This is a genomic window from Pseudomonas sp. BF-RE-21, assembly GCF_019947305.1.
GTDB classification, from domain to species: domain Bacteria; phylum Pseudomonadota; class Gammaproteobacteria; order Pseudomonadales; family Pseudomonadaceae; genus Aquipseudomonas; species Aquipseudomonas migulae.
On record NZ_JAGYGF010000014.1, the window covers coordinates 1 to 13,641 of the forward strand.

Genomic DNA, 13,641 nt, shown 5'->3' on the forward strand with positions numbered 1-13,641 from the left:
TGGCCGGGGGCGGCTAACCCGGCATCCATGCCGGGTTGCCCACTGCGCAGAACCTCCACTCGGCCTCTCGAGGGGGCGACTACCGCCACAGCCGCCGAGGCGGCCTGAAAGCCGACCTGGCTCTCAGCTGTCCGCATTCTTCTTCTCTGCTGCGCTCACTCATTCCGAACATGAACACCGCTCCCCTGTAGGAGCCGGCTTGCTGGCGATGGCGTCCTTTCAGGCGATAGATGCGTCGACTGATCCACCGCTATCGCCAGCAAGCCGGCTCCTACAGGGGATCGTATTTCTCCAGACACATATGCATTTCCCCTGTAGGAGCCAGCTTGCTGGCGATCGCGTCCTTTCAGGCAATAAATACGTCGACTGACCCACCGCCATCGCCGGCAAGCCGGCTCCTACAGGGGGCACGTACGCTTTTGATTTTCACCACTCATCAGGCCGAGCGTTAGCTCGCCTTCAGCTTTTGATCTGAGCGCCCCCTCGAGAGGCCGAGTGGAGGTTCTGCGCAGTGGGCAACCCGGCATGGATGCCGGGTTAGCCGCCCCCGGCCATGGATGGCCGATGGCGGCGTGCCCACGGAGCAGGACCGGAGCGAGGGCATGCCGAGCATTAGCGAGGCACCGAACGAAAGGGGCAAGAGCGCTTTGGTTACTTTGGGGCTTTTCCAAAGTGACTCGCCGTAAGGGCGAAACCAATAGAAGCCGTTACCGCAGCAACGGATATGCCCCCAACCCCAATCCCCAATCAATCGATCCCAACAAACCCCCCAGTCTGATGCTGCCACAACCGCGCATACAACCCGCCATGCGCCAGCAACTCAGCATGGGTCCCCGTCTCGGCAATCTTGCCTTTCTCAAGCACCACCAGCCGGTCCATCCGGGCGATGGTCGAGAGCCGGTGAGCAATGGCAATCACGGTTTTACCCTGCATCAGGGTTTCCAGGCTTTCCTGAATCGCCGCTTCGACTTCCGAATCCAGCGCCGAAGTCGCTTCGTCCATGATCAGAATCGGCGCGTCCTTGAGCAGCACGCGAGCGATGGCGATCCGCTGACGCTGACCACCGGAGAGTTTCACCCCACGCTCACCGACATGCGCATCGAAACCGGTGCGCCCCTCGGCGTCCGAGAGCAACGGGATAAACTCGTCGGCCCGGGCCTTGTGCACCGCTTCCCAGAGCTCGGCATCGGTGGCGTCCGGTTTGCCATAGAGCAAATTGTCGCGGATCGAACGGTGCAGCAGCGACGTGTCCTGGGTGATCATGCCGATGCGCTCGCGCAGGCTTTCCTGGCCGACCTCGGCGATGTTCTGGCCGTCGATCAGGATCCGCCCGCCCTGCACGTCATAGAGGCGCAGCAGCAGGTTGACCAGGGTCGATTTACCGGCGCCGGAAGGGCCGATCAAGCCGATTTTTTCACCGGGTTTGATCGTCAGGTTGAGGTCGCCAATGATCCCGCTCTTCTTGCCGTAGTGAAAATCCACGTGCTCGAAGCGCACTTCGCCCCGGGCGACGGTCAGCGGTTTGGCCTCTGCGTGATCAGTGACGCTGACCGGTTGCGAAATGGTCTGCAAACCGTCCTGAACCATGCCGATGTTTTCGAAAATGCCGGTCACCACCCACATGATCCAGCCGGACATGTTGACGATCCGGATCACCAGGCCGGTGGCCAGCGCAATGGCGCCCACCGTGATCAGCGACTGCGACCACAGCCACAGCGCCAGGCCCGTGGTGCTGACGATCAGCAAGCCGTTCATGCTGGTGATGACTACGTCCATGCTGGTGACCACGCGGCCAGCCAGTTGGGCTTTGACCGTCTGTTCTTCGATGGCTTCCTTGGCGTATTGCTGCTCGAAGTTGGTGTGGGCGAACAGCTTCAGCGTGGTGATGTTGGTGTAGCCGTCGACGATCCGGCCCATGAGCTTGGAACGCGCATCCGAAGACACCACGGAGCGCTCTTTCACCCGTGGCACGAAGTAGTAGAGGGCGCCGATGTAGGCAGCGATCCAGGTCAACAACGGGATCATCAGGCGCCAGTCGGCCTCGGCGAACAGCACCAGCGAACTGATCGCGTAGATCAGCACATGCCACAGCGCGTCCACCGCTTGCACGGCGGAATCGCGCAGCGAGTTGCCGGTCTGCATGATGCGTTGGGCGATGCGCCCGGCGAAGTCGTTCTGGAAGAAATTCAGGCTCTGTTTGAGCACGTAGCTGTGGTTCTGCCAGCGGATCATGCTGGTCATGCTCGGGCTCAGGGTCTGGTGCACCAGCAAGTCATGCAGACCCACGAACACCGGGCGCAGGATCAGCGCCACGACGGCCATCCAGGCCAGTTCGATGCCGTGTTCCTTGAAGAAATTGACGTTCGGCGTGCCTTGGGCCAGGTCGATGATGCGGCTCAGGTAGCTGAACAGCGCCACTTCGATCAATGCACCGAACAGGCCGACGGTCAGCAGGGCGGCGAAACTCGGCCAGACCTGCTTCAGGTAATAGGTATAGAAGGGGAAAACACGGTCGGGCGGAGCCGCCGTCGGGGCGTCACGGAACACGTCAATCAATTGTTCAAAACGGCGATAAAGCATCGGTTCTCCGCCCGCGTGCGGGCTCTCCTTTAAACACTATGAGCGGCGCCGAATACCGGCGGCCGCTCAACATCCCTGTGCCTGTGGATCTTAGTCGATACGTTTGGCCGACTTGATCAGCACCGGGTCGATAGGCACGTTCTGCATGCCTTGTTTGGTGGTGGTCTGGGAGTTGACGATGATGTCCACCACGTCCATGCCCTTGACCACTTTGGCGAACACCGCGTAACCGGCGTCGCGACCCGGGTCGAGGAACGCATTGTCGGCGACGTTGATGAAGAACTGGCTGGTGGCCGAGTCCGGGTTCGACGTACGCGCCATCGACAAGGTGCCGCGCACGTTATGCAGGCCGTTGCTGGCTTCGTTCTTGATCGGTGCCTTGGTGTCTTTTTGCGCCATCTGCGCAGTGAAACCGCCGCCCTGGGCCATGAAGCCCGGGATCACACGGTGGAAAATCGTGTTGTTGTAGAAGCCGCTGTCGACGTACTCAAGGAAGTTCTTGGTACTGATCGGCGCCTTGACCGGGTCCAGTTCGATTTCGATCTGGCCGTTGGTGGTTTCCAGCAGAACGTGTGGGGCCTTGGCGGGCGTAGCGGCCATCAGGTTGGCGGCAAACAGAACGGTGCCAGCGACGAGGGCGATTTTTTTCAGCATGGGTCAGTGATCCTGAGTGTGGTGGTGTCGACTGCGGTGAGAAACTCGAGCAGGGTTTGGTTGAAGCGTTCGGGTTGATCCAGCGGGGTGGCGTGACGCGAATCGGCGATCACCACCAGCCGCGCATCGGGCAGCAGTTTTACATAGTTCTCTTTCAACGCTACCGGCGTGTAGTCCCGGTCGGCGCTGACAATGAGGGTTGGACAGGACACTCTGGAAAGTCGTTCCTGAACCCCCCAACCAACAATCGCGTCGAAGCTGGCGAGATAAGCATGTTTGTCGTTTTTTGCCCAGCGTTCGGCCATCTTTTGACGCAATTCGGCCTGTTCCGGCTTGGGGAACAGTTTGCCACCAAGGGCCTTGCCGATGGTGCCCAGGCTAAGCGCACGCATCAGGCTCCAGCGCTTGAACCATTGCCAGTAATCGTCGCGGCTGCGCAATTTGACCTCGGGCGCGCTGTTGACGATGCACAGGCTCTTGAGCAATTGCGGCTGATCCACCGCCAGTTGGAAGCCGATCATGCCGCCCATCGACAGTCCCACGTAATGTGTCGGGCTGAGGTTCAGATGTTCGATCAGGGCGATCAGGTCGGCGCTGAACCCGGCGATGCTGTAGCGCTCGCGGGGTTTGTCGGAGCGACCGTGGCCGCGCACATCCGGGACGATCACCCGGTAGCGGGTCGCCAATGCCGGGATCTGTTTTTCCCAGTCCAGGGTGCTGGAACCGAGCCCGTGAACCAGCAGCAACGGCGTGCCGTGGCCATATTCCTCATAGTGCAGGTTGCAACCTTCGTGTTCGAAATAGGCCATGCGATCACTCCGTGTCAGGCTTGTTCTGGGGCAGCGAAGGGCGCATCCAGCGGCGCGGTGTCGAAGGTGCGCAGCAGTTCGATGAGGATTTGCGTGGCCGGGCCCAAGGGTTTTTCCTTGTTTGAATACAGGTAGAAACTCGGGTTCCGGCTACCGCCCTGATCCAACGGTAGCAGCTTGAGCGTACCTTCCTTCAGTTCGCGTTCGATCATGTGCCGCGGCAACCAGGCAAATCCCAGGCCGCTGCTGACAAATGTCGCGGCGGTGGCCAGGCTGCCGACGGTCCAGCGCTGTTCGGCGCCGAGCCAGCCGACGTCGCGTGGCTGTTGACGGCCGGAGTCGCGGATCACCACCTGCATCTGGCTTTCCAGGTCCTGGAAATTCAGCTCACGGTTCAATCGATGCAGGGCGTGCTCGGGGTGGGCGACAGCGACGAATTCGACGTCGCTCAACTCCGCGCCCAGATAGCCGGGAATACTGAACCCGGTGATCGCCAGGTCGGCCACGCCTTCGAGCAGGACTTCCTCCACGCCCGACAATACTTCTTCGCGCAGGCGCACGCGGCAGCCACGGCTTTGCGGCATGAACGCGGTCAAGGCGCGGACGAGGCGGGCGCTGGGGTAGGCGGCGTCGACCACCAAACGCACTTCCGCTTCCCAGCCTTGTTCCATGTGATGCGCCAGGTCTTCCAGTTGGCTGGCCTGTTTCACCAGTTGCCGCGAGCGACGCAGCAAGACGCCGCCGGCCTCGGTCAGCACGGCCTTGCGGCCGTCGATGCGCAGCAATGGCACGCCGAGTTGATCCTGCATGCGCGCCACGGTGTAGCTGACCGACGATTGCGAGCGATGCAGCGCTTCGGCGGCCTGGGCGAAACCGCCGTGGTCGACCACGGCCTGTAACGTTCGCCATTGATCAAGGGTCACGCGGGGCGCTTTCATCTTGAGCTCCTCTTGTCCTAAGCTGGCGGTCCTTATTGGAGACTGCCGAATGAAAAAATTCTGTTGTGTGGTGCTGGCGATGTTGCCGTTGACTGCGTTTGCCTACCCGATCGACGTACAAAAACAGCTGAACGGCATGGACATCGACTACAACGCGTATGACACGGATACCGACATCGCCTCCATTCAGGTCAACAACTTCGGCAGCACCGATGCAGTCTGTAAGGTGGTTTTCAATAACGGTCCGGAAGCGCCGCGCACCCGCAATATCGAAGTGGCTGCCGGCAAGCACAAAAATGCCACTGCCAAGTTCAACCGGACCATCATCAAGATGCGCATCAACCTGACCTGCACCCCGAAATAACATGAGACCCTGTAGGAGCGAGGCTTGCCCGCGAAGGCGATGTATCAGTCGACATCAATGTTGAATGACACGGCCCCTTCGCGGGCAAGTCGGATCGCCGCACCGCTCGCTCCTACAGGTCATGCTCAGCTTATAAACGAATTTATTGATGGGTTATAGCAGTTATTTGCGCTTTTTCATCGATATGACTCTGTTTAACCTTCACTCCATCGACTTACAGCATTCTCAGATGGAGGCTACATCCCATGTCCCGCGTTCTGATCATCGAAAGCAGCGCCCGTCAGCAAGACTCGGTTTCGCGTCAACTGACCCAGACCTTCATCAACCAGTGGAAAACCGCTCACCCGAACGACCAGATCACCGTCCGTGACCTGGCTGTCAATCCGGTGCCGCATCTGGACATCAACCTGCTGGGCGGCTGGATGAAACCCGCCGAACAGCGCAACGACAGCGAACAGGCTTCCCTGGAGCGCTCCAATCAGTTGACCGATGAATTGCTGGCCGCCGACGTATTGGTCATGGCCGCACCGATGTACAACTTCGCGATCCCCAGCACGCTGAAAGCCTGGCTCGACCACGTGCTGCGAGCCGGTGTGACCTTCAAATACACCGACACCGGCCCGCAAGGCCTGCTCAGCGGCAAACGCGCTTACGTGCTGACCGCTCGCGGCGGGATCTACGCCGGTAGCACTGCGGATCATCAGGAACCGTACCTGCGTCAGGTGATGGGTTTCATCGGAATCCACGATGTGACCTTCATCCACGCCGAAGGCATGAACCTGGGCGGTGACTTCCAGGAGAAGGGCCTGAACCAGGCCAACGCCAAGCTTTCCCAAGTGGCCTGAGGCTTTAATCGCCAGATAATCGCTGGATGGTCTAGTGACCTGGCGCAACCCTTCAAGCCTGTACGCGCATCGACCTCCCTTTGCACTTGTTGCTCCTGAGTGCTGTAGCCCGATTGAACGCTTTAGCGAGATCGGGCTTTTTTTTGCCTGCGATTTGATGGGTACGCGTACCACTGTAGGAGCCGGCTTGCCGGCGATGGCGGTGTCATATGCAACATTGATGTCTGCTGATACACCGCTATCGCCGGCAAGCCGGCTCCTACAGGGGCCTGCGTGTCTCGCGATCGCCGGCAAAACCCGCTATCGTCGCCGCCATTCAAAACGAGGCGAGCATGGGCTATCTACTTTTTGTCACGCTGATCCAGGCGTTTTCCTTCAGTCTGATCGGCGAATACCTGGCCGGACATGTCGACAGTTACTTCGCGGTGCTGGTGCGCGTGCTGCTGGCGGGGCTGGTGTTTATTCCGTTGACGCGCTGGCGCTCGGTGGAGCCTGCGTTCATGCGCGGCATGCTGCTGATCGGTGCGTTGCAGTTCGGCGTGACTTACGTCTGCCTGTACCTGAGCTTCCGGGTGCTGACGGTGCCGGAAGTGTTGCTGTTCACCATCCTCACACCGCTGCATGTGACGCTGATCGAAGACGCGCTGAACCGACGCTTCAATCCTTGGGCCCTGGTCGCGGCGCTGGTGGCGGTGCTCGGCGCGGCGGTGATTCGCTACGACCGGATCAACCCGGATTTCTTCATGGGGTTCCTGCTGCTGCAACTGGCCAACTTCACCTACGCCGCCGGGCAGGTGCTTTATAAGCACCTGGTGGCGCGTCATCCAAGCGATCTGCCGCATTACCGGCGCTTCGGTTATTTCTATCTCGGCGCTCTGGCGGTGGCGTTGCCGGCGTTTCTGTTGTTTGGCAAACAGAACTTCCTGCCCGAAGCACCGCTGCAATGGGGCGTGCTGGTGTTCCTCGGCCTGGTCTCGACCGCGCTGGGGTTGTACTGGTGGAACAAGGGCGCGTGCCTGGTGAATGGCGGGACGCTGGCGGTGATGAACAATCTGCATGTGCCGGTGGGGTTGCTGATCAATCTGCTGATCTGGAATCAGCATGAAGAGCTGGGGCGGTTGTTCTTTGGCGGATCGGTGATTTTGATGGCGGTGTGGATCAGCCGGTTGGGCATACGAAAGTCCTTGGCAATCACCTGACTCCTGTAGGAGCCGGCTTGCCGGCGATAGCGGTGTATCAGCTGACATCAATGTTGCATATGACACCGCCATCGCCGGCAAGCCGGCTCCTACAAGGGACGTGTTATTTCTCTGCCAGTTGCGCCACCAGAAACTCGATGAACGTCCGGGTCTTCTGCGGTACCCGGCGTGCCGATGGATAGACCGCGTTAATCGTGATCGCAGGCGCCTGCCATTCACACATCACCGGCACCAACCGGCCAGCCGCCAGCGCATCCTCGACGATGAAATTGGGCAACAGCGCGATGCCCATGCCGGCCTCGGCGGCTTGGGCAAGCAAGTCGCCATTGTTGGCGTGCAGCGGGCCCGTGACGTTGACCCGTTGGGTTTCCTTGCCGTTACACAGCTGCAAACTCACGCCACTTTGCAAATACCCATAGTTCAAACATTGATGGGCGCGCAGATCCTGCGGCGTCTGCGGAGTGCCTGCGCGTTCGAGATACGCAGGTGAGGCGACCATGATTCGCGGGGCCGGCGCCAGTTGCCGGGCAATCATCGTCGAGTCCGGCATGCTGGCGATGCGGATGGTCACGTCGAAACCACCGCGCACCGGGTCAACCTGCTGATCGCTGAGCACCAGTTGCAGCTCTATGTTCGGGTGTTGTTCATGAAACAGCGGAATCAGCGGCCCCAGCCGGCGCAACCCGAAGGACATCGGCGCATTGACCCGCAGCACCCCGCGTAACTCGCCGATGCCGTTACGGGCACGCTGTTCGGCCTCGTCCAGCGAGGCCAGTACTTCCCGCGCCGCGTCGAAATACTCCGCGCCTGCCTCGGTCAGGTGCAGGCTGCGCGTGGTGCGTTGCAACAGTTGCACGCCGATGGCTTCTTCCAGCGCCTGAATCTGTTTACTGACTTTTGATCGCGGCACATCCATTGCCCGTGCAGCGGCGGCAAAGCCGTTCTCGCCGACCGTGACGACGAACGCGCGCATGCATTCGATGCGATCCATGATTGTCCCTATTTTAGAATCAATGATTCTCTATTTTAGGTAATTGTCCCTTTCCTTGCTAGCCCCTAAAGTGACATCCAAGCCGACGACAAAGCCTCTGGAAGCCGCGTCGACTAACCCATTACTGATTTGAATTATCGACATCAAAAGGAACGCGCCATGTCTATTCGTGAACTGCTCAACCCAACCAACTCCGCTCTGATCCTGATTGACCACCAGCCGCAAATGGCTTTCGGCGTGCAGTCGATCGACCGTCAGACCCTGAAAAACAACACCGTCGGCCTGGCCAAGGCCGCCAAGATCTTCAACGTGCCGACGATCTACACCTCGGTGGAAACCGAAAGCTTCAGCGGTTTTATCTGGCCGGAGTTGCTGGCTGTTCACCCAGAGCAGAAGCCGATCGAGCGCACCTCGATGAACTCCTGGGAAGACAAGGCGCTGGTTGACGCGGTGAAAGCCACCGGCCGCAAGAAGCTGATCATTGCTGCGCTCTGGACTGAAGTCTGCCTGACCTTCCCGGCGCTGGAAGCCCTGGCTGAAGGCTACGAGGTGTACATCGTGACCGACGCGTCTGGCGGCACCACCAAAGAAGCTCACGACATGTCAGTGCAGCGGATGATTCAGGCAGGCGCGGTGCCGGTCACCTGGCAACAAGTGCTGCTGGAATACCAGCGTGACTGGGCACACAAAGACACTTACGAGGCGGTAATGGAACTGGTGCTGGAACACAGCGGCGCGTATGGCATGGGTGTGGATTACGCCTACACCATGGTGCACAAGGCACCGCAGCGAAAAATCAACTGACACCACTACCCCTGTAGGAGCGAGGCTTGCCCGCGAAGGCGGTGTGTCTGTCGACATTAATGTTGACTGACACACCGCCTTCGCGGGCAAGTCGGACCGCCGCATCGCTCGCTCCTACAGAGGCGGTGTTTACATGATGTGTTTTTCGGGTTCGGGGATGTGGCTTGCGCCTAGCATCGCCGGGAGCAACCCGGCCCGCAGATCCCCGCCACTCGGCTGCTGATAAAGGCTCAAGCCAAACTCCGGCAGCACCGCCAGCAGATAATCGAAAATATCCCCCTGAATCCGTTCGTAATCCGCCCACGCCGTAGTGCGGGTGAAGCAGTAGATTTCCAGCGGAATCCCCTGCGCTGTGGTCTGCATCTGCCGCACCATGCAGGTCATGTTCGGCTGGACCTCCGGATGGCTTTTCAAATACGCCAGCGCGTAGGCGCGGAAGGTCCCGATGTTGGTCATCCGCCGACGGTTGGCCGACATTGCCGCGACGTTGCCCTGAGCCTCGTTCCAGGCCTTGAGTTCAGCCTGTTTGCGGCTGATGTAGTCGGTCAGCAGATGCACCTGGGACAGCTTTTGCTCTTCGTCATCACGGATGAATCGCACGCCGCTGGCGTCGATGAACAGGCTGCGCTTGATCCGTCGTCCACCGGACTGCTGCATGCCGCGCCAGTTCTTGAACGACTCGGACATCAGGCGCCAGGTCGGAATCGAAACGATGGTCTTGTCGAAGTTCTGCACCTTGACCGTGTGCAGCGTGATGTCCACCACATCGCCATCGGCGCCGACTTGCGGCATCTCGATCCAGTCGCCGACCCGCAGCATGTCGTTGCTGGTCAACTGCACGCTGGCGACAAACGACAACAATGTGTCCTTGTAGACCAGCAGAATCACCGCCGACATGGCGCCCAGACCCGACAGCAGCAACAGCGGCGAACGGTCGATCAACGTGGCGACGATGATGATCGCGCCAAATACGTACAACACCATTTTCGCCAGTTGCACGTAGCCTTTGATCGAGCGGGTGCGGGCGTGTTCGGTGCGGGCGTAGATGTCCAGCAACGCATTGAGCAGGGCGCTGATCGCCAGCACCAGGAACAGAATGGTGAAGGCCAGTGCGACGTTGCCGAGGAAAATCAGGCTGGTTTTGCCCAGCTCCGGCACCAGGTGCAGGCCGAACTGGATCACCAGCGACGGCGTCATCTGCGCCAGGCGATGAAACACTTTGTTCTGGCGAAAGTCGTTGACCCAGTGCAAGGCCGGTTGGCGGCCGAGCATTTTGGTCGTGTGCAGGATCAGGTAACGCGCCACTCGTCCGAGGGTCAGCGCCACCACCAGCAACAGAAGCAGCCCGAGGCCGGAATGCAGGAGCGGATGCTGATCGAGAGCACCCCAGATGTCTTGGACGTTGAGCCAGAGCTGTTTGATATCCATGGGTAAAACCGTTTCTTCTATTGTCCGTGTCGGACCGATTAGAGCATTTAAGACGCTTTGCATGACGTTTAAGGACAAAAGAGGCAACAAAAAAGCCACTGTTTACGGTCGATTGCATAAAGAAACTCGGCCTTCGCGCTCGAAACCGTTACCCTATGCAGCTGTTTTTTTGTATTTCTTCGAGGTAGCACCCGTGTTTTCCCAATTCGCCCTGCACGAACGCCTGCTCAAAGCCGTGGCCGAGCTTAAATTTGTCGAGCCAACGCCTGTGCAAGCAGCGGCTATTCCGCTGGCGCTCCAAGGGCGTGACCTGCGGGTGACAGCGCAAACCGGTAGCGGCAAAACCGCTGCTTTCGTTTTGCCGATCCTCAACCGTCTGATCGGCCCGGCGAAAATCCGCGTCAGCATCAAGACCCTGATCCTGCTGCCGACTCGCGAGCTGGCCCAGCAGACCATCAAGGAAGTCGAGCGCTTTGCGCAATTCACCTTCATCAAGTCCGGCCTGATCACCGGCGGTGAAGACTTCAAGGTCCAGGCCGCCATGCTGCGCAAGGTGCCGGACATCCTGATCGGTACGCCGGGCCGGATGATCGAGCAACTGAACGCCGGCAACCTCGACCTGAAAGAAGTCGAAGTGCTGGTGCTCGACGAAGCCGACCGCATGCTCGACATGGGCTTTGCCGAAGACGTGCAGCGTCTGGTGGACGAGTGCACCAATCGCCAGCAGACCATGCTGTTCTCCGCCACCACTGGCGGTTCGGGCCTGCGCGAGATGGTTGCCAAGGTTCTGAACAACCCGGAACACCTGCAGCTGAACAACGTCAGCGACCTGAATGCGACCACTCGTCAGCAGATCATCACCGCTGACCACAACCAGCACAAAGAGCAGATCGTGAACTGGCTGCTGGCCAACGAGACCTATCAGAAGGCCATCGTGTTCACCAACACCCGGGCCATGGCCGACCGTATCTACGGCCGCCTGGTGGCGCAGGAATACAAAGCGTTCGTGCTGCACGGTGACAAGGACCAGAAAGACCGCAAGCTGGCGATCGATCGCCTGAAGCAAGGCGGCGTGAAAATCCTCGTGGCCACCGACGTTGCCGCTCGCGGCCTGGACGTTGACGGCCTGGACCTGGTGATCAACTTCGACATGCCGCGCAGCGGCGACGAATACGTTCACCGCATCGGTCGCACCGGTCGTGCCGGCAACGATGGCCTGGCCATCTCGCTGATCTGCCACGGCGACTGGAACCTGATGTCGAGCATCGAGCGCTACCTCAAGCAGAGCTTCGAGCGCCGCACCATCAAGGAAGTCAAAGGCACCTACGGCGGACCGAAAAAGGTCAAGGCCTCGGGCAAAGCGGTTGGCGTGAAGAAGAAAAAGGTCGACGCCAAGGGCGAGAAGAAGAAAACCGGCGCCAAGGCACCGACCAAGCGCAAAATCGCCAACCGCCCGAAGACCGACGCCCTGTCGCTGGTCAGCAAGGACGGCATGGCCCCGCTCAAGCGCCGCAAGCCGCAAGCCCCGGCTGCTGAATAAAGCGCCGTAGCGATCCCATAAAAAAACCGGACCCAGGTCCGGTTTTTTTTTTCGCCCGCAAATTGCACGCACCCCCTGTAGGAGCCGGCTTGCCGGCGATGCGATCTAACCGATACACCGCGGTGCAGCCATCGCCAGCAAGCTGGCTCCTACAGAACGATTACCGGATGACGGAAATCGACCCCAACGCCAGCGCCGCCAACAACATCACCCCCACCGTGCCGATCGTCCATTTCAACGTCATGCGCTGGTTATCGCCGTAGTCCAGATCCAGCAACCCACACAGCAGATACGTGGACGCCACCAGCGGACTGAGTAAATGCACCGGTTGGCCGATCAACCCGGCGATTGCCATCTCCTTGCCGCTGATGCCGTAGTGGCTGGCGGTTTCGGCGAGGATCGGCAGCACGCCAAAGTAGAACGCATCGTTGGTCAGCACGTAGGTGAACGGCATGCTGATGAACGCGGTGATGATCGACATCGAACTGCCGGCCCATTGCGGGATGACATGGATCAGGCTTTCGGAAATGGCCTTGGTCATGCCGGTGCCGCCCATGATGCCGACGAAAATCCCAGCCGCGAAGATCAGCAAGGTCACCGCCATGACGTTATCGGCGTGGCGCGCGATCACCGCTTTCTGCTCTTTGAGGTTGGGGAAATTCACCACCAGGCCGATACCGAACGCGAGCATGAACAACACCGCAGGTGGCATCACCGCGAGCATCATCATCGCGATCAGGGCGATGGTCAGCGCGGCATTGAACAGAAAGCGCCAGTCGTTCAAGCGAAATTCGGTGAAGTGCTCCAGCCCTTCATTGGCGTCGAGTTGCACCACGCCCAAGCGGCGTCGTTCCAGCCGTCCGAGGTACAGCGCCACAAAAATCACCCACACAAGTCCAATGGCCATCAATGGCAGCATCGCCACGAACAGCTCGGTAATGTCGACTTTCATGGCGCTGGCCGCCCGGGAAAACGGCCCGGCCCACGGCAGAATGTTCATCACGCCAATGGCCAGCAACAGCACCGTGGCCATGACTTGCAGGCGCACGCCGGTGCGGCGATACAACGGTAGCAGCGCCGCGCAGGTGATGATGTAAGTGGTGGCGCCATCGCCGTCGAGGCCGACGCAAATTCCGAGAATCGCCGTGCCCAGCACGATTTTCTGCGGATCGCCTTTCACTGCTTTGAGGATCAGTTTGACCAGCGGGTTGAACAATCCGGCGTCGGTCATCATGCAGAAATACAGGATCGCAAAGGTCAGCATCACCCCGGTCGGGGCCAGCATTTTCAGGCCATCGAACATCATCGGCCCCAGTGTCGTGGTGTAGCCGGCCAGGCAGGCAAAGGCGACCGGGACCAGCAACAGCGCAACCAGCGGCGACAGGCGTTTGCTCATGACCAGGTACATGAAGCACGTGATCATCGAATAGCTGAGTAGGGTCAGCATGATTTCCCTCGTTTTTTATAGGTTTTGTCCGGGTATGACGGC

The 13,641-nt window shown here is 59.7% G+C and carries 11 protein-coding genes and 1 pseudogene; 5 read left to right on the plus strand and 7 right to left on the minus strand.

Features of this window, described 5'->3' with window-relative positions:
• Positions 1-747 precede the first annotated feature (747 nt).
• From KGB25_RS12235 to KGB25_RS12250, 4 genes and pseudogenes are all read right to left on the minus strand, one after another.
• Positions 748-2,580: an ABC transporter ATP-binding protein gene (locus KGB25_RS12235; protein WP_008040945.1), complete on the minus strand. Its 1,833-nt coding sequence runs from the start codon at positions 2,578-2,580 to the stop codon at positions 748-750.
• 90 nt (positions 2,581-2,670) lie between these two features.
• Positions 2,671-3,234, minus strand: coding sequence for a peptidylprolyl isomerase A (locus tag KGB25_RS12240; protein WP_008040944.1), 564 nt, complete (start codon positions 3,232-3,234; stop codon positions 2,671-2,673).
• Positions 3,235-3,237: 3 nt separating this feature from the next.
• Positions 3,238-4,043, minus strand: a pseudogene (locus KGB25_RS12245) (alpha/beta fold hydrolase).
• 14 nt (positions 4,044-4,057) lie between these two features.
• Complete coding sequence (locus KGB25_RS12250; RefSeq protein ID WP_008034291.1) at positions 4,058-4,981, minus strand: LysR family transcriptional regulator; 924 nt, start codon at positions 4,979-4,981, stop codon at positions 4,058-4,060.
• A gap of 49 nt (positions 4,982-5,030) precedes the next feature.
• Between KGB25_RS12250 and KGB25_RS12255 the strand changes: the two genes are divergently transcribed.
• From KGB25_RS12255 to KGB25_RS12265, 3 genes are all read left to right on the plus strand, one after another.
• Positions 5,031-5,345: a hypothetical protein gene (locus tag KGB25_RS12255; RefSeq protein ID WP_008034289.1), complete on the plus strand. Its 315-nt coding sequence runs from the start codon at positions 5,031-5,033 to the stop codon at positions 5,343-5,345.
• 245 nt (positions 5,346-5,590) lie between these two features.
• Positions 5,591-6,190 carry an FMN-dependent NADH-azoreductase gene (locus tag KGB25_RS12260; RefSeq protein WP_008040941.1) on the plus strand — a complete coding sequence of 200 codons (600 nt, stop codon included), beginning with the start codon at positions 5,591-5,593 and terminating at the stop codon, positions 6,188-6,190.
• A 332-nt stretch (positions 6,191-6,522) separates the two neighbouring features.
• The gene (locus KGB25_RS12265) at positions 6,523-7,389 is read left to right on the plus strand and encodes a carboxylate/amino acid/amine transporter (protein ID WP_207286302.1); all 867 of its coding nucleotides are present in this window, start codon (positions 6,523-6,525) and stop codon (positions 7,387-7,389) included.
• Between the two features lie 103 nt (positions 7,390-7,492).
• On the opposite strand, the gene KGB25_RS12270 is transcribed toward KGB25_RS12265, so the two are convergent.
• Entirely contained in the window at positions 7,493-8,380 is an 888-nt protein-coding gene (locus tag KGB25_RS12270) for a LysR family transcriptional regulator (protein ID WP_008034284.1), read from the minus strand.
• Between the two features lie 159 nt (positions 8,381-8,539).
• On the opposite strand from KGB25_RS12270, the gene KGB25_RS12275 reads away from it, so the two are divergent.
• Entirely contained in the window at positions 8,540-9,184 is a 645-nt protein-coding gene (locus tag KGB25_RS12275; protein ID WP_192225943.1) for a hydrolase, read from the plus strand.
• A gap of 129 nt (positions 9,185-9,313) precedes the next feature.
• Here KGB25_RS12275 and KGB25_RS12280 read toward each other — a convergent pair whose 3' ends face one another.
• Entirely contained in the window at positions 9,314-10,612 is a 1,299-nt protein-coding gene (locus tag KGB25_RS12280) for a mechanosensitive ion channel family protein (RefSeq protein ID WP_223435055.1), read from the minus strand.
• 193 nt (positions 10,613-10,805) lie between these two features.
• On the opposite strand from KGB25_RS12280, the gene KGB25_RS12285 reads away from it, so the two are divergent.
• Complete coding sequence (locus tag KGB25_RS12285) at positions 10,806-12,152, plus strand: DEAD/DEAH box helicase (RefSeq protein ID WP_223435056.1); 1,347 nt, start codon at positions 10,806-10,808, stop codon at positions 12,150-12,152.
• Positions 12,153-12,312: 160 nt separating this feature from the next.
• On the opposite strand, the gene KGB25_RS12290 is transcribed toward KGB25_RS12285, so the two are convergent.
• Entirely contained in the window at positions 12,313-13,599 is a 1,287-nt protein-coding gene (locus tag KGB25_RS12290) for a CitMHS family transporter (protein ID WP_008044013.1), read from the minus strand.
• Positions 13,600-13,641 lie beyond the last annotated feature (42 nt).